This window comes from Silvibacterium bohemicum, from assembly GCF_001006305.1.
GTDB classification, from domain to species: domain Bacteria; phylum Acidobacteriota; class Terriglobia; order Terriglobales; family Acidobacteriaceae; genus Silvibacterium; species Silvibacterium bohemicum.
In genome coordinates, this window is sequence record NZ_LBHJ01000003.1 from 70606 (window position 1) to 89316 (window position 18711).

The 18711-nt window shown below is 58.8% G+C and carries 17 protein-coding genes and 1 tRNA gene; 15 read left to right on the plus strand and 3 right to left on the minus strand.

The genetic code is table 11. From position 1 onward, the window contains the following. Window positions 1–127 precede the first annotated feature (127 nt). The gene (locus XX99_RS05920; protein WP_050058479.1) at window positions 128–478 is read left to right on the plus strand and encodes an STAS domain-containing protein; all 351 of its coding nucleotides are present in this window, start codon (window positions 128–130) and stop codon (window positions 476–478) included. A 95-nt stretch (window positions 479–573) separates the two neighbouring features. On the opposite strand, the gene XX99_RS05925 is transcribed toward XX99_RS05920, so the two are convergent. Together XX99_RS05925 and XX99_RS05930 are read right to left on the minus strand one after the other, a co-directional pair. Next, the gene (locus XX99_RS05925) at window positions 574–2223 is read right to left on the minus strand and encodes a hypothetical protein (protein WP_050058480.1); all 1650 of its coding nucleotides are present in this window, start codon (window positions 2221–2223) and stop codon (window positions 574–576) included. 178 nt (window positions 2224–2401) lie between these two features. Further along, entirely contained in the window at window positions 2402–4582 is a 2181-nt protein-coding gene (locus XX99_RS05930) for a M28 family metallopeptidase (protein WP_260315286.1), read from the minus strand. A gap of 222 nt (window positions 4583–4804) precedes the next feature. Between XX99_RS05930 and XX99_RS05935 the strand changes: the two genes are divergently transcribed. The 13 genes from XX99_RS05935 (at window position 4805) to XX99_RS05995 (ending at window position 15896) form a co-directional block, all read left to right on the plus strand. Further along, window positions 4805–7183, plus strand: a complete 2379-nt coding sequence (locus tag XX99_RS05935; RefSeq protein ID WP_050058481.1) for an alpha-L-rhamnosidase-related protein — start codon at window positions 4805–4807, stop codon at window positions 7181–7183. Between the two features lie 69 nt (window positions 7184–7252). Next, on the plus strand, window positions 7253–7678 hold the full coding sequence (locus XX99_RS05940; protein WP_050058482.1) for a BrxA/BrxB family bacilliredoxin: 426 nt from the start codon (window positions 7253–7255) through the stop codon (window positions 7676–7678). Window positions 7679–7788: 110 nt separating this feature from the next. After that, the gene (locus XX99_RS05945; RefSeq protein ID WP_050058483.1) at window positions 7789–8505 is read left to right on the plus strand and encodes an HAD family hydrolase; all 717 of its coding nucleotides are present in this window, start codon (window positions 7789–7791) and stop codon (window positions 8503–8505) included. A 58-nt stretch (window positions 8506–8563) separates the two neighbouring features. Then, window positions 8564–8647, plus strand: a tRNA-Leu gene (locus XX99_RS05950). 61 nt (window positions 8648–8708) lie between these two features. Further along, window positions 8709–9011 carry a preprotein translocase subunit SecG gene (secG, locus tag XX99_RS05955; protein ID WP_050058484.1) on the plus strand — a complete coding sequence of 101 codons (303 nt, stop codon included), beginning with the start codon at window positions 8709–8711 and terminating at the stop codon, window positions 9009–9011. A gap of 163 nt (window positions 9012–9174) precedes the next feature. Beyond that, on the plus strand, window positions 9175–9888 hold the full coding sequence (locus XX99_RS05960) for a carbonic anhydrase (RefSeq protein ID WP_231581166.1): 714 nt from the start codon (window positions 9175–9177) through the stop codon (window positions 9886–9888). Between the two features lie 553 nt (window positions 9889–10441). Further along, window positions 10442–11143 (plus strand): YdeI/OmpD-associated family protein, encoded by a 702-nt coding sequence (locus tag XX99_RS05965; protein WP_050058486.1) that lies wholly within the window; start codon window positions 10442–10444, stop codon window positions 11141–11143. A 48-nt stretch (window positions 11144–11191) separates the two neighbouring features. Beyond that, on the plus strand, window positions 11192–11455 hold the full coding sequence (locus XX99_RS05970) for a type II toxin-antitoxin system Phd/YefM family antitoxin (protein ID WP_050058487.1): 264 nt from the start codon (window positions 11192–11194) through the stop codon (window positions 11453–11455). After that, window positions 11452–11844, plus strand: coding sequence for a type II toxin-antitoxin system VapC family toxin (locus XX99_RS05975; protein WP_050058488.1), 393 nt, complete (start codon window positions 11452–11454; stop codon window positions 11842–11844). The genes XX99_RS05970 and XX99_RS05975 overlap by 4 nt, the downstream gene beginning before the upstream one ends. A gap of 22 nt (window positions 11845–11866) precedes the next feature. Beyond that, window positions 11867–12637 carry a thiazole synthase gene (locus XX99_RS05980; protein ID WP_050058489.1) on the plus strand — a complete coding sequence of 257 codons (771 nt, stop codon included), beginning with the start codon at window positions 11867–11869 and terminating at the stop codon, window positions 12635–12637. 318 nt (window positions 12638–12955) lie between these two features. Then, window positions 12956–13465, plus strand: coding sequence for a crossover junction endodeoxyribonuclease RuvC (ruvC, locus tag XX99_RS05985; protein ID WP_050058490.1), 510 nt, complete (start codon window positions 12956–12958; stop codon window positions 13463–13465). Continuing rightward, entirely contained in the window at window positions 13466–14149 is a 684-nt protein-coding gene (locus XX99_RS05990; RefSeq protein WP_050058491.1) for a hypothetical protein, read from the plus strand. It begins immediately after the preceding gene. Window positions 14150–14327: 178 nt separating this feature from the next. Next, window positions 14328–15896: a DUF6600 domain-containing protein gene (locus XX99_RS05995; RefSeq protein ID WP_050058492.1), complete on the plus strand. Its 1569-nt coding sequence runs from the start codon at window positions 14328–14330 to the stop codon at window positions 15894–15896. A gap of 306 nt (window positions 15897–16202) precedes the next feature. Here the strand turns inward: XX99_RS05995 and rsmA are convergent, their stop codons facing one another. Further along, window positions 16203–17042 carry a 16S rRNA (adenine(1518)-N(6)/adenine(1519)-N(6))-dimethyltransferase RsmA gene (gene rsmA / locus XX99_RS06000; protein WP_331386717.1) on the minus strand — a complete coding sequence of 280 codons (840 nt, stop codon included), beginning with the start codon at window positions 17040–17042 and terminating at the stop codon, window positions 16203–16205. A gap of 73 nt (window positions 17043–17115) precedes the next feature. On the opposite strand from rsmA, the gene glgA reads away from it, so the two are divergent. Beyond that, window positions 17116–18573, plus strand: a complete 1458-nt coding sequence (gene glgA, locus XX99_RS06005) for a glycogen synthase GlgA (protein ID WP_050058494.1) — start codon at window positions 17116–17118, stop codon at window positions 18571–18573. The last annotated feature ends 138 nt before the right edge of the window (window positions 18574–18711 follow it).

An 18711-nucleotide genomic window follows, 5' to 3' on the forward strand; every position in this document is an offset into this window, starting at 1 on the left:
CTCCCGCGTCTTCGAACGAGGACGCGGGATGCTCTCGATTGCAAGCTGGCCTCGTCCTCAAGCGCCTCAACAAATGTCTGACCTTCTTTTGCCGCCCTGTGCAAGAATGGCGGCGAGGGAACGAGGCATGTCCGACCCATCGGCTGCAAGTGTTTTGACGTTTGAGATCGAGCGCATCGGCACTACCGCCGTGGTGCGATGCCATGGCCAGCTGATCGCAGGCGCGATCGCCGCTTTCTCCGACCGCATCAAGCAACTGATTCCGGACAACAAGAGAATCATCCTAGATCTGACCGACGTTGCCCGCATGGACAGCACCGGCCTGGGCGGGGTGGTTCGCCTCTACGTTTCCGCCCGGTCAGCCGGCTGCAGCCTGGAACTCATCAACATGGGGAAGCAGGTGCGAGAGCTGCTGGGGCTTACGAATCTGATGTCGGTATTGGCTCTGATTGGGGAGCACAATATTCGATTTGGCTGAGTAGCGGAACGGCTAGCGGAATCGTCAGCGGCGATAGCCAAAAAGAGGACTTTCTTGTTCTGCATATACCTAGTCCGGCAAGGTCGGCAATCCGCTTAAGGCTGGGAAACACCCGAGTAGAGTAAAGGAGTCATCCTGATACAGCGGGATTCTTCCTCGTCGGGGTCTAACTTGACGTGAAAGAGCATTTGAAATTCATCGGGAAGGCTATCAGGAAAATTGCAATCTTTGAATTCACGTGCCCACGCATCCCAGCGATACGTCTCGTTGGTGAGGCACTTCGACATGACGCATTGAATCCCTCGTCCCTGGTTTGCGAGGATGAGGGTCATTGTTCTAGATGAGTCAATAAATTTTCCGCGCGTTACCAGGACGAGCGATTCGGTGCTCCAGTCTTCCGACAGAAGAGTTCGCCCGAGGGGCGTAATAGTTTTCTTGCGACGGAGAAGTCGCTCATTTTCAGCAGGTGTCGGGTCCAAGATACTCACGCCATTCGGTTCATGCCAATACCGAAATCGATCTCCATATCCTGCATCCTCTCGTAAATGCATGACGGCAGAGTTTGTGCGGACGCTGCCCATCACGATGAGATTGCTATTCGTGACAGGCCCGTTGGGGTCCCAATGGATATTCCGTGAAACCATCGTGAAGCAAAGGGGAAGCCCGTTTTTTTGCAGCCATTCCTGTAAGTCATCTTTGGCGAAAGACTCCCCGCCGGGTATATATGCCCGCGATGGCTTTAAGTCGTGATTTGCAAGCCACGGGATTTTATCTTTGAGGTCTTTTGGTGTGGCGCTGCCGTTCAGATCTACGTCGCGAATGAATATTCTTGTGTCTCCATCGAAAAGCCGGAAACAGAGCGGTTCTGTATAAACGATAGTGTTCTTGTACGTGTTGCTGGTATGCCGATGCCAGAAGTGTTTGGGGACGAAGAGGCTGGTCGTAGATGCCGCCGATAGTACTTCTGCGACGGCTACTCTATCTGATGTATTTTCGAGAACCTGATAGTAGCTTTTGAATTGGGCCACTAGATCCTTGTGGCTGGAACGAAATACGGACTCTTTGTCTCCGTCCATCCGATTCCCCCATCCAAACAGCACCTCTTCTGTTTTGTCTTTGTACTCCAAGATCAGAGCGCTCATCATCGGTACATTGCCGCGAAGCTTCCGAAGGCACAACTTCCTCTCATTCATTTCTTTATCTTTGGCCAGAGATGCGAGTACCTTCATGAATTCCAAGTCGAAGGAAGAACCGACAATCAAAAAAAGGTGTGCATCGGGATCTCTACTCAGGAACGCCCGCAACCCCCGTTCTAGTTCTTCATAAGTCTTATCCTGATATGGATCCGGTCTATCTCCGTGCCGGGCATGGGTGTCGCGAATGGATTTAATCTTGTTGGTATTGCAGAGGTCTAGAACGTAACGAACTGCATCTTCGTTGCTTCCGACAGGAAAGCATTTCACACCGTCAGTGAACTGATGTACTTCATCCGATAACTGCTTGACTTCATCTTTGAGCTGCTCCCCGGACTCTTTGGTGTCGTCGATGGTGCTGTGAAGCACATATAAGAACGACGCTATGCTCAAAAATGTTGTCAAAATGGAGGCGACAGTGAAGCCGAGGAATACTGACCTGGGAAGGCCGATCAGAGCGGCGATGATGCTCAAGGCGCAGGCTACCGATCCAAAAATATAACTGAACAGACGGGAGCGAAAGAACTTTTCCAGGTCCTGTTTCGTAAGCATGGGTCGAGAATCCTTCAGCTTCAGGCTGAGATACTTTTTGCCATTGAGTATTTATGGGGAGGGAACCCGGAGAAACGAACCGCGGGGTGAAGTATAGCAATAAACCGATTTTGCGCAATGAAAAATATGGCGCACTCAGTCAATGAGTGCGCCAGGACTTGCGGCAGTCAGACCTTCGCTACTTCGCAGCTTTTTCCAGCGTCTCCGCCGCGCGATTGATAGCTTCGGTGAGCGTGGCGAGCTGGGATTGCGCTTGTGCTGCGTTCTTGGCGTCGATGGCCTCGTTCACTCCCGGAATCACCACTGCTGCGTAGCCGGTGTATTCTCCGGGCGCATAGACGGTGTGCTTGAACCAGGAGCGGCCGGGCAGGCCGGCGGCGGAGAGGAAATCTCCCTCGGTGGCGCGAAGCTGGTTGTTGAGCTGCACCTCGTTGCCTTCCGGGCGATCCTGTTTCTGCTTCACGGCGGCGGCTGCGTCGGCGAAGCGTTTGGCGGCGGTCTCGGCAGCGTTCACGTCCAGGGTTACGCCATCGGTTTGAGCCTTCTTCTGCGCGGCTTCCAGATACTCCGAGATCTCTTTACCGTAGTTCACATAGTCGTAGGGAAGCACATCAGTGTCGGCCATGTGCAGTACTTCGAGCCCGAAGACGCGCGCCTGCTGCTGTTCGTAGACGAAGGTGGGATCGGCATTCATCACGAACCATTTGTAGTTGTCGAAGACGGAGTGATAGACGCCGTAGGGGCCGCTCGATCCGATATCGGTGGATGGCACGCCGAGGTGCTGAATGAAAGGCGTGTAGTCCGATCCGCTGCCCAGGTCTCCGACCATTACATCGTCATTGACGTGCGCATTGGCGCGTCCATGTTCGTTGAAGCCGTTGTTGACGTGGCGCTGGCTGTCGGAATCAGCCTGTGCTTTCTTCCACTGCTGATAGACTGTCCCGCCCTTGGGGCTGGGAACTTCCTTGGTTACGTCGCGCACGAACTCTTTGAGCGAGGGCACGGCGCTGGCCTCGAAGCTGGGACCACCTACGCCGACATCGGTATTGAAGTAGGCCACGGCATGTTCGAGCGGCTGCGCGTTGTCCTCAGCCCACTCGGTCGATCCGATGAGGCCTTCTTCTTCCGCATCCCAGCTGCCGAAGACGATGGTCCGCTTCGGCTTCCATCCCTGCTGTAGAAGCGCGCCGATACCGTGCACCGCTTCCAGCATGGCCGCGGTGCCGCTGTTGGGATCGACGGCTCCATAGACCCAGGCGTCGCGATGATTGCCGGCAACCACCCACTCATCGGGAAAATCCGTGCCTTTGATCCTGCCGATCACATCCCAGATCACGCGGTACTGGTAATCCTGCTTGGCGACCAGGTGGACCTTCACCGCGCCGTCGCCGCCCATGTGATAGGTGAAGGGAAGCGCGCCCTGCCATTCGCGCGGCACCTGCGCTCCCTTCAGGTTTTCGAGGATGGGCGCGGCGTCGTGATAAGAGATGGGAATCGACGGGATGGTTGGCTGGCTGGCGGCCTGTTCCGGCGGGGTGCGCTTGGACATGGGCAGGTCCAGCGTTGAGGCGATGCCCGGCGTGGTTGCGTCTCCCGGATACTTGAACAGATACTGCACCGCGCCGCGCTGCACTCCCGTCTCCGGACGATAGGGGCCGTTGGGATACTTATCGCCGCGATAGTAGCCGTCATCCCAGGGATCGGAGTAGATGATGACGCCGGCCGCGCCCTTCTGCTGTGCGATGTACACCTTCACGCCGCGGAAGTTTCCGCCGTAGCGGACCAGCACGATCTTGCCACTGACGTTGACGCCTTGCTGGGAGAGCTTCTGGAAATCTTCGGGACGTCCGTAGTTGGCATAGACTACGTCCCCAGTAACATCGCCCGACGGCGACGACCCGTTGAAAGGCATGACCACACGCGGATCATCCTGATAGGGATCGCCTTCGACATGCTCGCGGGTCGGCCCGCTCATCAGCTGCGTGCCGTTCGCGGAAGTGGCGACGATCTTCATCTCGACGGGCAGGTTAATCCACACCTTGTAGGGGACGATGGATGTCTCGAGCCCCGCGGCCTTGAACTTCGCCGCCACATACTCTGCCGTGTCGTGATCTTCCTTGGACCCAGCGATGTGGGGCGCGGCCGTCAACATCTTCAGCTCGTCGCCGGCCAGCTTGGCGTCGGGAACCGCCAGGAATGTCTGATCGATCTTGGCCTGGGCGGAAAAATCCTTGTAGCCGAAGACATTCTGCGGGGTGGGCGCTGTCTGGGCGGCTAAAGCAAAGGGAAGGAGGGACGCGGCGCAATAAAGAGAAATCGAACGGTGGCGGGCCAGGAGATCAACCAGGGGACGAACCAAGTGGCGTTTCCTCATGCAGTCGGGATGGAATTCGAGATAACCCAGATTACACGAGGCTCTTTCGCTAAGAAGCGGGTCGCTAAAATCCGGTCGGCTGGTAAGGCGGGTTGCTGAAATGCGGTTGGCTCAATTCTGCCTCCTGATTCCCGGACTCGCCTGCCGTATTAGCATTAGCGGGTCATGCATTCTTTTCGAGCACGTCTGATTCTCCCGGGATTTTTATTGGCATCGCTGATTTCTCTCTCTGTCTGCGCGGCAGGCGCGCAAACGTCCCGTCCGCTCGATGCGCGGCTTGAGGCGACTCATTGGCCGGCGGCGTGGATCGCCTGTCCCGGTGCGGCGGAACGCGATCCCGGTGTTTTTTATTTCCGCAAGGAGCTGACGCTGGCGGCGGTGCCCGAGCATTTCTGGGTTCATGTGAGCGCGGACAATCGCTTTCTGCTGCATGTGAACGGAGCCTATGCCGGCGAGGGTCCGGCACGGGGCGATCTCTTCCACTGGCGCTTCGAGACCATCGATCTCGCTCCGCTGCTGCATTCCGGCAAGAATGTTCTGGCCGCGGTGGTGTGGAACTTCGGCTATCACGCTCCGGTTGCGCAGATGAGTAGCCGCAGCGGCTTTATGCTGCAAGGGAATTCCGCCGCCGAAGATATTGCGGACACCAACGACAGCTGGCAGGCGCGGCTGGAGCGCGGCCGCGAGGCTACCGGCCATGAAGGCTTGCGCGACTACTATGCGGCCGGTCCATCGGAGCGTATCGACGGGCGCGCGATGGATTGGAGCTGGGATCAGGCTGCCGCATCGGAAGGTTGGGAGCAGGCAAAGATAATCGCGCATGCCGCGGCTCGCGACGCCTCGGATGCGGACAATGCCTGGGAGCTGACACAGGATCAATTGCCGCCGATGGAACATCGGTTAGTGGAAGCGGGCCAGCCGGTGCGCGCCTCGGGCATCGCCGGCTTGCCGCCGTTTCCTCTGCAGCCGCTGGAGGTTGCGGCGAACTCTCACGTCACGCTGCTGCTCGATAACCGCGTTCTGCAGACGGCTTATCCCGCGTTGACTTTGAGCGGCGGGCGCAATGCGACGATCCGCGTAACGTATGCGGAGGCTCTTTACGACGCGCAGGGCAACAAAGGCAATCGCAATGAGATTGCCGGACGGCACATCGAGGGCATCACCGACGAATTCATCGCCGATGGCGGCCAGCAGAGGACCTTTCAGCCGCTCTGGTGGCGCACCTGGCGCTATCTGCAGATCGATGTGGCGACCAAGGACGAGCCGCTGCATCTTGAGAATCTGAAGGCGTGGTTCAGCGCCTATCCCTTTGAAGAGCGGGCAAAGATCGGCGGCGATATTCCCGATCTCGATGGCCTGTGGAGCACCGGCTGGCGCACGGCGCGGCTCTGCGCCCATGAGACCTACATGGACGCGCCTTACTGGGAGCAAATGCAGTATGTCGGCGACACGCGCATCCAGGCACTTATTTCGTATGTGATGAGCGGGGATAGCCGGCTGGGGCGGCAGGCGATCACCAACATCGATGCCTCGCGCAGCATCGAGGGCATTACGCAGAGCCGGTTTCCATCGAGCCTGCCGCAGTTCATTCCTCCGTTTTCGCTGCTGTGGGTGGGGATGGTTCACGACTACTGGATGTATGTGGACGATGAGCCGCTGGTGCGCGAGACGCTGCCGCATACTCGCACCGCGATCGATTGGTTTGCCGCGCGGCTGCGTCCCGATGGGCTGCTGGGCAAGATGCCGTGGTGGGAGTTCGGCGATTGGACGACGGGATATGCGGGCGGTGCGCCTCCGCAGGATGCCGACGGCGGATCGACGTTTCTGACGCTGCAATTCGTCGACGCGCTCCACGATGCTGCGGAGTTGGAGACAAGGTTCGGCAGCGCGGAGCGGGCGGCGCATTATCGGCAGATGATCCAGGCAGCATCGGCTGCACTGAATCGATCAAACTGGGATGAGCATTCTCATCTGTACGCGGACACACCTGCCAAGAAGGCCTACAGCACGGAGGCGAATGTGCTTGCCGTGCTGACGGACGTGGCTCCAAAGGAAGAACAGGCCGCGATCCTACGCAAGGTGCTGGCGTCTTCGGAGACCCATGCGACGACAGTAGGGGATGAGTCGATTCCGCCCCTGTCCCAGATGAGCTTTTACTTTCGCTTCTATCTCAGCCGCGCGTTGGACCATGCTGGAGTGGCCGATCTGTATCTCGATCAGCTTGGTCCGTGGCGTCAGATGCTAGGTATGGGATTGAGCACCTGGGCGGAGACGCCCGAGCCCACACGCTCCGATTGCCATGCGTGGAGCGCGAGCCCCAACTACGACCTGCTGACGCTGGTGGCGGGCATTGCGCCGGATGCTGTGGGATTCAAACACGTCCGCATCGCGCCGCACCTCGGCAACCTCAAGCATCTCGATGCCAGCATGCCGCATGGCGCGGAGGAGATTCACGTTCACTATGAGCTGCGCGGGACAAAGTGGATCGCGACGGTCACACTGCCGTCCGGGCTCGATGGCGATTTCGTATGGCGGGGGCAGGTTTACTCTCTGCACGCGGGCAATCAGGTGTTTGCGCTGCCGTAGGGCGAGATGTATCGCAAATGCCGTACAATCGAAGCAGTCGTATTTTACTGGCTGGAGGAAACCCACCGAATGTATCCAGAAATAATGGTCATTCCCATGCGCGAAGAATTGACCCGCGTAGGCATCAAGGAAGCCCGCACCGCGGCGGAAGTCGATGCGGCGCTGGCTCAACCCGGCACCACCATGCTGGTGGTGAACTCCATTTGTGGATGCGCTGCCGGCAAGATGCGTCCTGGCGTTCGCCTGGCCCTGCAGAACGGCGTGGTTCCCGATCAATCGATCGCCGTCTTTGCCGGTCAGGACCGCGAAGCTACGGAGCGCGCCCGCTCCTATTTCGACGGCAATCCGCCGACTTCGCCCGCGATTGCGATTTTGCGCGACGGCAAGCTGGTCTATCTCATGCAGCGCTTCGTGATTGAGTCGAATCCAGCTCAGGCGATTGCCGGAGAACTGGCTCGCGCTTTTAACGAGTATTGCGCCAAAGCCAGTGTTTGATACCTCAACGAAAGCTAATGTCCCCATATTTCTATCGTGCGTTGCGGTGACGGCGGTAGAATCCTCCGGTCCGTTTCGAAGGCTAGCGCCTTTGATAGGCTCAGAGCACTATGTCGATCGAAGTTCAGACTTACGCCCCGGGACAGACGCTGTTGATCGATGCGGACGACACGCTTTGGGAAAACAACATCTATTTCGAGCGGGCGATCGCAGCGTTCATCTCCTATGTAAACCATCGTGAATACACGCGCGAGGAGGTTCGCGAGAAGCTCAATGAGGTGGAGCGCGAAAACACCCGCCTGCATGGCTATGGGCTCTCCAGCTTTCGCAATTCACTCGTCATCTGCTTTGAGCGTTTGTCGGGGGAAAAAGTTTCACCTGAGAAGCATGAGCGCATCGTGAGCTTCGCCGAATCGGTTGCCGATCAGGATATCGAGCTGTTGCCAGGAGTGGCGGAGACGCTGGCCGAGCTGGCTTCGCGCCACCGGCTGATTTTGATGACCAAGGGCAATCAGGCGGAGCAGGCGGACAAGCTGGCGCGCTCGGGACTGGCCAGCTATTTCGCGGCTGTCGAGATTCCCAAGGAGAAAAACTGCGAAGCCTATTGTGACGTATGCGTCCGGCACGAGCTGGCTCCGCATACGACGTGGATGATTGGCAACAGCCCGCGCTCGGACATTAATCCAGCGCTGGCTGCCGGGCTGCACGCCATCTACATTCACCACCCCAGTACATGGGTGCTGGAGCACGATGCCATCGGCCAGCCCTCGAATGAACAGAAGCTGCTCGAACTGGAAGCGTTTTCCACGCTGGTCCGGTATTTCTGAGGGGTGGTTTGACCCTCCACTTTTGCTATACTCTTCAGAGGACAACAGTTCACCGAGTGCGGAAGTGGTGAAATGGCAGACACACCATCTTGAGGGGGTGGCGCCGAGAGGCATAGGGGTTCAAGTCCCCTCTTCCGCACCAATGAATGTCCGACAATTCACGTGAGCGGCGTTTTTTTGACCCCGCTCAGAAACGCGACGCAATGACTTTTCTGTTCTATCTCTTTATCGTGATTCACGTTCTGGTTTGTCTCTTCCTGATTGGTGTCATCCTGCTGCAGCAGGGCAAGAGCGCCGATCTGGCTGGTGCTTTCGGCGGACAGGGATCGCAGACCGCCTTTGGCCCGCGCTCGGCGGCCAACCTGCTCTCCCGCACCACCACCTGGGCGGCGGTGGTCTTTATGATCACCTCGATCGGGCTCACCATCCTGATGCAGAAGCACGTCGGCCATCAGCGCTCGGTGCTCGAAGGCACGCAGACGGAGAGCGTTCCCGCCAAGAAGTAACGTGCGCGCGACGATTTATGAAAAGGCAGGCCTTCGGGCCTGCCTTTTCTTTTTGTGGGCGCAATCTTTCGCCTTGCGACGCGAAGAATCGGGGGTATGATGGTTCGATTTTCCGACTCCTCCTCTCTTCGAGTCATCTTTCATCTCTCCAAGGAGCTCATCCGTGATCGATCCAAGCGGCAGCAGGGAAAATGTGGGGAACGGCGGCGTCTCGCGCCGGAGATTTCTGACCTCGAGCCTTGCCTCCGGTGCGGCGATGCTGCTGGCGGCTGGCGCGGCGGAAGAGCTGTTGTCTCCTGTTCTGCTGGCGCAGAGCAGCCTTACTCCCGATGAGGCTTTGAAGGAGCTGATGGACGGCAATGCGCGGTATGTCGATGGCCGCCTCACCTACACGGACCTGAAGGAGCTGAGGGAGCATACCGTCGACAAGCAGGAGCCGTTTGCCGCCGTGCTCGCCTGCGCCGACTCGCGCGTTCCGGTGGAGTTGGTTTTCGACAAGAGCATCGGACAGATCTTCGTGACCCGCGTGGCCGGCAACGTTGCGACTTCGGAGATTATCGGCAGCCTGGAGTACGGGGCAGCGGTGCTGGGAACCAAGGTCATCCTGGTGCTCGGCCACGCCAACTGCGGCGCGGTGAAGGCGGCGATGTACGGCAACCTGGTGCCGGGCCAGATCAGCTCGCTGTTTCCACACATACAACCGGCAGTCGACCAGTCTCACCACGATCTCGACGCAGCCATCCGGATCAACGCCAGGATTCAGGCCGACCTGCTGAGCAAGGCATCGCCAGTGCTGTCGGAGATGCTGAAAGATGGCAAGCTCAAGATCGTTGCTGGATACTACGATCTGGCTTCGGGGAAGGTTACGCTGCTTTGATAATGCCGAGCCTTGTGGAGATGGATAATACGTAATGCGGATCGCCTCCCCTTGACGAGCTTCCGCCTCTGTCTTAATCTGCGGGTACACGGGAAAGGAGGATGATCCAGCCTATGACAAGTTTTGAAGGTAGTAGTTGCACCCATCAACGTGAGGTGACTGAGGCTTAGAGCGCGCCCTTAGCTCTAGAGCGTGTTTCATCGCTGGGATTGAGGCTTCGGGAGGCTTCCCGAGCCCCGCTTTAACGGCGGGTCTCGCATGCGGCCCGGTCAATTTCCGGTGTAGATGAAACACTCTCGTAGTCCTGACGTCCGCAGCATAGTCGTCGAGGCCCATCCGGAAAGCGAGGGTGCCTCAGGTCAAACTCCACAGCTCACCGGTGATCAAGGCCCGCTTTGCCCTATGTGGCAGCGGGCCTTTCACATTTGAGAACAGCTTTTAGCTTCCAGCCATTTGCTCTTTGACTTTGCGCTTCGATGGGCGCGGAGAAATCTCTGGCTTGCGCTCAGAAAACCAGCTAAAAGCTAGGAGCTAGAGGCTAAGAGCTGTTTTTATGGCCAAATCCGCCAAAACCTTCAAGGCCACGCTGAAACCCGACGGCACGCCTCTGAACTGGACCGTAGTTTCGGTGCCGCGCTCCGTCATAGACGGCCTGGGAGAGGGGAAACGGCCACGAGTCAGAGGCGAAATCAACGGCTTTTCTTTTCGAACCTCTCTTTTCTCAAACGGGAAGGGCGATTTCACTCTGCTGGTGAATAAGAAAATGCAGAAGGCAGTGGGAGTGACGCTGGGTAGCGTGGCGGAATTTCGGCTGGAGCCGGATGTGGAGGCGCGGGCCGTGGCCATGCCTCCAGAGCTGAAGAGGGCGATGGCCGCTTCTGCGGCGCTGCGCAAGTATTACGACAAGCAGTCGTACAGCTTCCATAAGTATTCGTCCGGCATGATTACGCAGCTGAAAAGCGCCGAAGCGCGCACCCGGCAGGCCGAGCGGCTGGCGGAGATATTTCTGGCCATGTTGGAGGGCGAGAAGGAACCGCCGCCAATTCTGCAGGCGCCTTTCGTTCGCAATCCCCTGGCTGCGCAGGGATGGAAGCAGATGACCGAGGTCCAGCGGCGCGGGCATCTGTGGGGAATCTTCTATTACCTCTCTCCGGAGAGCCGCCAGAAGCGGGCGGACAAGGCGGTTGCAGAGGCAGTTCGGATTGCCAAGACCAAGAGACAGGCTGGCGGCTTTAAAGAAGATCCTGAATTATGACCATGGTATTATGACCATAGTCATATTGGAGCTGATTCCGTGAAAACCATGCCGGCAGGGAAGTTCAAGGCGCAGTGTTTGGCCGTGATCGATGAGGTTCACGAGCGGGGTGAAGAAGTTGTGATCACCAAGCATGGGAAACCTATGGCTCGGCTGGTGCCGCTGACGGAAAATCAGGAAAAGCCCGACGACATCTTCGGTTTTATGCTTGGCAAGGGGAGGATTACAGGAGATATCGTTTCCCCCATCTTCAAGGAAGAAGAGTGGGATGAAGATGTATTTCCTCCGGGCTTTCGAGATGAATCGAAGTGATTTTGATCGATACGCACGTCGTTCTTTGGCTTGCGCTCCATCCTGATCGAGTTTCTACTCGGGCGGCGGAAACTATCGCACAAACACGCGAGCTGAAGGCGGAGATTCTTGTTTCGACCGTTTCTCTCTACGAGATCGCGGTGGCATCGACTCGAAATCGGATAGAACTCGACGTCACCCTCCCGGCTTTTCTTCAGCGAGTGAGGGAGTTCTTCCGCATCAGGGAGATCGACCACAGAATCGCAATTGCGGCCGCAGGGTTCATGCCGCCCTTCCCTGGAGACCCGATGGATCGCATCATCGCCGCTACCGCTCTTACGGAAGGCATTCCGCTGGTCACGGCTGATGAGCGTATCCGGCGCAGTGGCGTTGTGAACACCATCTGGTAGCGAACCGCCTTACAATAGAGCTATGGAACCCCTCGTCATTGCAGGCAAAGCCTTTCAATCGCGTCTCATCGTCGGCACCGGCAAGTACAAGGATGGCAAAGAAACTCAGGCCGCCATCGAAGCCTCGGGCGCGGAGATGGTCACTGTAGCGGTGCGCCGCGTCAACCTCGACCGCTCGAAGGAATCCCTGCTGGACTTTATCGATCCCCAGCGCTACTTCCTGCTTCCGAACACCGCCGGCTGTTACACGGCCGAAGAGGCGATCCGCGCCGCGCGGCTAGGCAGGGAAGTCGGCATCTCGGATTGGGTGAAGATTGAGGTGATCGGCGACCAGGCTACCCTCTACCCCGATGTGCAAGGGACGCTTGAAGCCACGCGCGTTCTGGTGAAAGAGGGATTCACAGTGTTGCCCTACACTTCGGACGATGTTGTTTTTGCACGGCGGCTGATCGATGTGGGTGCAGCGGCGGTGATGCCTCTGGCCGCGCCGATCGGTAGCGGACTTGGCATCCAGAACACCGCTACTTTGCGCATCTTGCGCGAAAGAATCACGGAAGTTCCGCTGATCGTGGATGCCGGCGTGGGTACGGCGTCCGATGCAGCGCTGGCTATGGAGATGGGCGCGGACGGCGTGCTTATGAACACTGCTATCGCCGGGGCCTCGAATCCCATCCTGATGGCGGAGGCCATGCAGCATGCGGTTCTCGCCGGACGCCAGGCGTTCATTGCCGGACGCATGCCACGCAAGCTGTATGCGACGGCTAGCTCGCCGCTTGAGGGGATATCCAAGTAGCGGCTGTGAAGCGGGTTGCTTGAAAGCGGGTGGCTCAAGTTCGGTTGGCTAAGAAGCGGTTGGCGGTAATACTGGTTTGCGGGCCACAATTGGCGCTCGCCAATTCCTTTGAGCTATTTTCTTAGCTGCGTTGATTTCTCTATAAGTCTTTTCGCGAACCGTTCCATAGCTAACGGGGCTTCAGCCAACCGCTTTTCAGCGACCAGCCTTCTCCGCCATCCGGTTTTCAGCAATCCGCCTTTAAGCTAACCGGACTTTAGCCGACCGCTTCTTAGCTACCGGCTTTTTAGCGACCCGCCTTTCAGCTAAACTCCATCCATGCGTGTCTTCGGTATCGATTGCGGCACGGAGTGCACCGGCTTCGGCGTTGTCGAGTCGGATGAGACTTCGCGCAATCCGGAGCTTTGCTGGCTGGGGGCGGGTGGTATCCGGTTGGTCAAGAAAGACTCGACCGCCCAGCGTCTGGCTATGGTCTATGCGCAGCTCACCGCGCTCATCGAGCTGCATCGTCCCGATATCGTCGCCATTGAAGAGGTCTTTTACTCGGTCAACGCCAAGTCGGCGCTCAAGCTGGGCCAGGTGCGCGGAGTGGCGCTGTTAGCGGCTGCGAACGCCGGACTTCCCGTTGCCGAATATGCGCCGCTAAAGATCAAATCCACGGTCACCGGCTATGGGTTGGCGCAAAAGGAGCAGGTCCAGTTCATGGTGGCTCGCCTGCTGAATCTTGCCTCCCCTCCCCAGCCTGCCGATGCTGCCGACGCGCTGGCCATCGCCATCTGCCACATTCACCACGCCCAGACTTCCGCACTGCAGGCGGTCAATCGATAGATGATGCTCAATACCTTGGCAATGCTCGCGCTGGCTTTCCTGCAGACACCGGCGAATGCTCCGGCTTCTGCAACGATTTCCTTCCAATTTGAGAACGCGCAGCTTCAACCGGCCTCCTACTCGCTTGAAATCCACGAAGACGGCACGGGGCATTACAAGTCGACGCCGGGTAATCCAACTCCCGGAACAGGCGTCGATGCTGGTCCTGCCGACTACATTACTCCGCAAGCGCTGAATCGCGAGATCAAGCTGAGCGAGCCGTTGCGCTCGCAGCTGTTTGCCGCGGCCCGCTCCCATCGTTTCTTTGCCATGGAGTGCGAGGCGACGAAGCTCCATGTTGCCTTCACCGGCAAGAAGACGCTGACCTATTCCGGGACAGACGGTCGCGGCTCCTGCACTTACAACTACTCCAAAGACGATCAGCTCAATCGGCTTGCCGAGCAGATGGAGGCCATCGCCTTCACCCTCGAAGAGGGGCAGCGAATGGTGCTGCAGCACGAGCACAGCCGCCTGGCGCTGGATGCCGAGCTGGAGACGCTGCAGGATGCGGCCAAGAACGGCCGTGCTCTGGAGATCGAGAACATCGCGCCTCAGCTCCAATCGATTGCAGACGACGAGGAAGTCCTGCTGCGGGCTCGCAGGCGGGCGAAGCTGCTGCTCGGCGGCGGCGCGGACGGCCGGTAAAACAGGCTCATCAAAACGCAAAATTGTGCTTACGAATCGCTCAGGGCCTGGCTGCGTCCAATAAACGGAAGGTAACGCCCCGGCGAAACTTTCCCTTGCCTTTACACGTTGTTAACGTGTAGGGCTTGATTCAGCGGTTTTCGATCAGCGAAAGCCGGCAGGGCTAAAGGAGGTGTCCATGGGGCACCCACAGTGCAATTTTTTCGATAGCCGGAAGCAAAGCGGCGTTTCTCTCTCCGTTGTGATCGCGGGACTGGTTCTGGCGGGCGCAGTATTTTTTGCGGGCCGGGCTATCGCGCAGGACACCGCGCCACCGCCTCCTCCCGACGCTCAACAGCCGGCTGCCGCGACCAACAATGTCCGCGCCGTGCGGCTCAGCGATGTCGAGGGCAAAGTACAGGTTTTGAACGGCAGCGAACAGGCCTTCGACCAGGCACAGACGAATATGCCGGTCATGGAAGGCATGCGCCTGGTGACCGGCGGCGACGGCCGCGTCGAAGTTCAGTTTGAAGACGGCTCGGTGGCGCGCGTCACCCCCAACAGCTCGATCACGCTGAGCCAGCTTCATCGCACCGCCGACGGCAGCACGGTTACCGCCATCGATGCGAACGGCGGCCTCAGCTATTACGAGCTCAACGGTCGCGCCGGGCAATATTCTGTCCGCTTTGGATCGGACATCATCACGCCCACTGACAGCAGCATCTTCCGCGTAAACCTCGATCAGAATCCGGAGCTTGCGGTGACTCACGGGACTATCCACGTGAGCGATGGCCAGAATCTGGCGCTCGACATCCACACCAACCAATCGCTTCGCTTCGACGCACAGAATCCCGGACAGTATGACGTGGCGCAGAGCGTAAATGCGGATAGCTGGGATCAGTGGAACTCCGATCGCGACCAGGCGCTGGCGCAGCTCGAAGAAAACGCCACAGCAGGCCGGGCAAGCTCGGGCAATCCTGACGATCCGGCGTGGAACGATCTCGATTATTACGGCGACTGGTACAACGTGCCGGGGTATGGCGAGGCCTGGGCGCCGTCCGGCGTAGGCGCAGGGTGGGACCCCTTCGCCTCCGGCTCCTGGGGCTACTACTCCGGCGTCGGCTACTCGTGGATCTCGGGCAACTCCTGGGGCTGGTGGCCTTATCACTGCGGCGCGTGGAACTACTTCGACAGCTTTGGATGGATGTGGTTTCCCGGAAATTGCGGCTGGGGCAGCGTCGGCGCGGGATGGTATCCCTACGCGACGGTCTGGCGGATACCACCGGGATACCGGCTTCCCATCCGTCCGATTGGTCCGGTACATGGACTACCACCGCATGGACCGATCCAGCATCCGCAGGCTCTGGTTGCTGTGAATAGAAATTCGCTCGACGGGCAGCAGTTCCGCGCGGTGGGACAGCCGAGACCGGCGGCGCGCGCCTTCGACTACGAAGGGCAGACGATTCATCCGGAGCAGGCGATCGTTCATGTCAAGGACGGCGGCCCGGTGGGCGAGAGCTTTACCGCCTCGGCCGCGCGCAGCAATCCGGAGATCTTCGGAAGCAGCGTGGGTGCGGGCTTCGGCAATACCGTCCGCAACGCCTACCAGCCGGGGAGTCGCAGCTACTCGCCGCCCGCCTATACCAGCAGACCGGCCTGGAGCGGCGCGTCACGGCCCAGCGAGAGCCCGCACTATTCAGCTCCCGCAGCGCCCGCGTATCACGCATCGACGCCGAGCGGCGGCAGTGGTGGTGGGCATCCGCACTGAGGTGGTCTCTCCTCTGCGGAGGACGGCGAGTTCGTCATTCTGAGCAAAGCGAAGAACCCTGGCGACGTTGGTAGGAGAACGTCGCCGGATTCTTCCTCCCTTTGGTCGTCAGCGAGATCTGAGATACCGGTCTTCCAACGACCGTCATTCTGAACGTAGTGAAGAATCTCAGCGTCACTTGTGCGCAGATATTCCTGAGATTCTTCCTCCCTTTGGTCGTCGGAATTACGGGAAAGTGTGACTTGCCGTGAGTAATGACCGGCTGTTCTGATGTTGCTTGTTTGGACTGCCGCTTACGCCCGGCATTTATCTGCGAAGCTGCTGCCAGATTTGCGCCATGGACTCCAGTCCCAGCTCCTCGGCGCGCGCCATGGGAGAAACTCCTGCCGATGCGATGGCCTGCGTGATTCTGCCGGCTTCAAATCCCGCCGCGCGCAGATTCTTGGCCAGCGTCTTTCTTTTCTGCGCGAAGGACTGCTTGAGAAATGCGAAGAAGGGTTCGGCCTCGACGCCCAGCTCTTCGAAGCGCGGATGCATCTCCAGCCGAAGAACCGTAGAGTGCACCTCGGGCGGCGGCATGAAGGCCGTGGGAGGCAGCGTCAGCACGCGTTCGACGCGCGCGTAGAGCTGTGCGGTCGCGGAGAGCAGCCCATAATCGCGGGTTCCCGGCACTGCGGCGATGCGGTCGGCGACCTCGCGCTGCACCATGAGGACGGCGCGTGCGATTGCTGCGTGAAAGCGAAAGAGCCGCAGCAGAATATCCGACGTGATGTAGTAGGGCAGGTTGCCGATGACCATCAGCGGGTCATTTGTGCTTTCACGGAGCGAGTCGAAATCGACGGTCAGCACATCGGCCTGGAGAATCTCGACCGATGGCTGCGCCGAGAATTGCTCACGCAGGCGTGGGGCGAGATCGCGATCCAGCTCGATGGCGATGAGGCGCCGGGCGCGAGGCGCCAGAATTTCGGTGATGGCTCCAGCGCCCGGTCCGATCTCGACCACGGTGTGTTGCGACAGGTCGCCCAGGGCTTGCGCAATGGCCATGCAGGCAGCGGGATCGACCAGAAAATTCTGTCCGAGTTTGGGCTTGTGCTTCAGCGGGGTTGCCTCGTACCGTACTTGCCGCGAGAAGTGTGAAATGCGTATAGACTTTGGTTGGACGAATGCGACTTAACTGCCATCCTTGCATCATAAAGACGAATACTGGAGTTAGCGCGAAATGCACATAGTTTTTGCTGCGTCGGAATGCGTTCCTTACGTGAAGACAGGAGGCCTGGCCGACGTTGTCGGAGCGGTGCCTCGGGAGATTGCCCGTCTCGGCCATCAGGCCACCGTGTATCTGCCCTATTATCGGCAGGTCCGTGAGCGCGCGCCCGCGAAGAAGCCGGTGATTCGTAGCCTGACCATTCCTTTCGCGTACTACAATCGCTTCGCAACGATTCTAGATGGCGGCAAACACGCGGGTGTGCAGTTCTATTTCGTCGATTGCCCCGAACTCTTCGACCGCGAGTCGCTCTACGCCACGCCCACGGGCGACTACCTCGACAACTGGGAGCGTTTTGCGCTCTTCTGCCGCGCCACGCTCGAGGCGACCAAGCAGCTGGGCGTACCGGATATCTTTCATGTACATGACTGGCAAGCGTCGATGTTGTCCGTCTACCTGCGCACGGTCTATTACTTCGATCCGGTTCTGCGCAACGCCGGAACCGTGCTGACCATCCACAACGCCGGGTACCAGGGATGGTTTCCGCCGCAGACCACGGAGCGGCTGCTGCTTCCGTGGGACGTCTTCACCATGGACAAGGTCGAGCACTATGACTCCTTCAACTATCTGAAGGGCGGCATTGTCTACTCCGACGCCATCACCACGGTCAGCAAGAAATATGCCGAGGAGATCAAGACTCCGGCCTATGGCAATGGCATGGAGAGCGTGCTGACCAAACGTGCCGCCGATCTGCACGGAATTCTGAACGGCGTCGATTACGAGGAATGGGATCCGGCGACCGACCACAATATTGCCGCGCACTACACGCCGGAAAACCTGGCGGGCAAGGCCGAGTGCCGCAAGGATCTGCTGTATGCCTTCGGCGCCTCGCATATTTCGCCGGAGACGCCGGTGCTGGGCATCGTGTCGCGCTTCGCATCGCAGAAGGGCTTCGACCTGATCGCGCAGATTGCCAACCGTCTGCTGAACGAAGATGTCTATCTGGTGGCGCTGGGAACCGGCGAGCCTTACTACGAGGGGCTCTTCCGCAGCCTCAACGATCAGTTCGCGGGCAAGATTTCGGTGCGCATCGCCTACGATGACGCTCTCGCACACAAGGTCGAGGCAGGCTCCGACATCTTCCTCATGCCTTCGCGCTACGAGCCTTGCGGGCTGAACCAGATCTACAGCCTGAAGTACGGGACGGTGCCGGTGGTGCATGCCACGGGCGGACTCGACGACACGGTCCAGGAATGGAATCCGGAAACAAAAGAGGGAACCGGCTTCAAGTTCCCGAACTACGATGCGGAGCAGTTTTACTCTGCGATCCACCGCGCCATCGCACTCTTCCGCACGGACAAAGCAGCCTGGACCGCACTCATGCGCAACGGCATGAAGCAGAACTACTCCTGGGCAGGGCCGGCGAAGGAATACGCCGCGCTTTACGAAGAGGTCGCACGGCGGCGTAGCTGATTGGGTTTGGAATCGTCTAAAGAGCCGAGGGCAGCGTTGGTCTCGGCTCTTTAATTCTCACGAAACAAACCGCAAGGCTGGAGTTCAGTAAGCAACCGTGACCTGGCCGAATCATGCCCGCCATCGCATGGTTAAGCC

Excerpts from the sequence above, each read along its gene's own strand:
- XX99_RS05920 (WP_050058479.1), top strand. The coding sequence starts at position 128 with ATGTCCGACCCATCGGCTGCAAGTGTTTTGACGTTTGAGATCGAGCGC.
- XX99_RS05925 (WP_050058480.1), bottom strand. The coding sequence starts at position 2,223 with ATGCTTACGAAACAGGACCTGGAAAAGTTCTTTCGCTCCCGTCTGTTC.
- XX99_RS05940 (WP_050058482.1), top strand. The coding sequence starts at position 7,253 with ATGTATCCAGAAATAATGGTCATTCCCATGCGCGAAGAATTGACCCGC.
- XX99_RS05945 (WP_050058483.1), top strand. The coding sequence starts at position 7,789 with ATGTCGATCGAAGTTCAGACTTACGCCCCGGGACAGACGCTGTTGATC.
- secG (WP_050058484.1), top strand. The coding sequence starts at position 8,709 with ATGACTTTTCTGTTCTATCTCTTTATCGTGATTCACGTTCTGGTTTGT.
- XX99_RS05965 (WP_050058486.1), top strand. The coding sequence starts at position 10,442 with ATGGCCAAATCCGCCAAAACCTTCAAGGCCACGCTGAAACCCGACGGC.
- XX99_RS05970 (WP_050058487.1), top strand. The coding sequence starts at position 11,192 with ATGCCGGCAGGGAAGTTCAAGGCGCAGTGTTTGGCCGTGATCGATGAG.
- XX99_RS05980 (WP_050058489.1), top strand. The coding sequence starts at position 11,867 with ATGGAACCCCTCGTCATTGCAGGCAAAGCCTTTCAATCGCGTCTCATC.
- ruvC (WP_050058490.1), top strand. The coding sequence starts at position 12,956 with ATGCGTGTCTTCGGTATCGATTGCGGCACGGAGTGCACCGGCTTCGGC.
- XX99_RS05990 (WP_050058491.1), top strand. The coding sequence starts at position 13,466 with ATGATGCTCAATACCTTGGCAATGCTCGCGCTGGCTTTCCTGCAGACA.
- XX99_RS05995 (WP_050058492.1), top strand. The coding sequence starts at position 14,328 with ATGGGGCACCCACAGTGCAATTTTTTCGATAGCCGGAAGCAAAGCGGC.
- glgA (WP_050058494.1), top strand. The coding sequence starts at position 17,116 with ATGCACATAGTTTTTGCTGCGTCGGAATGCGTTCCTTACGTGAAGACA.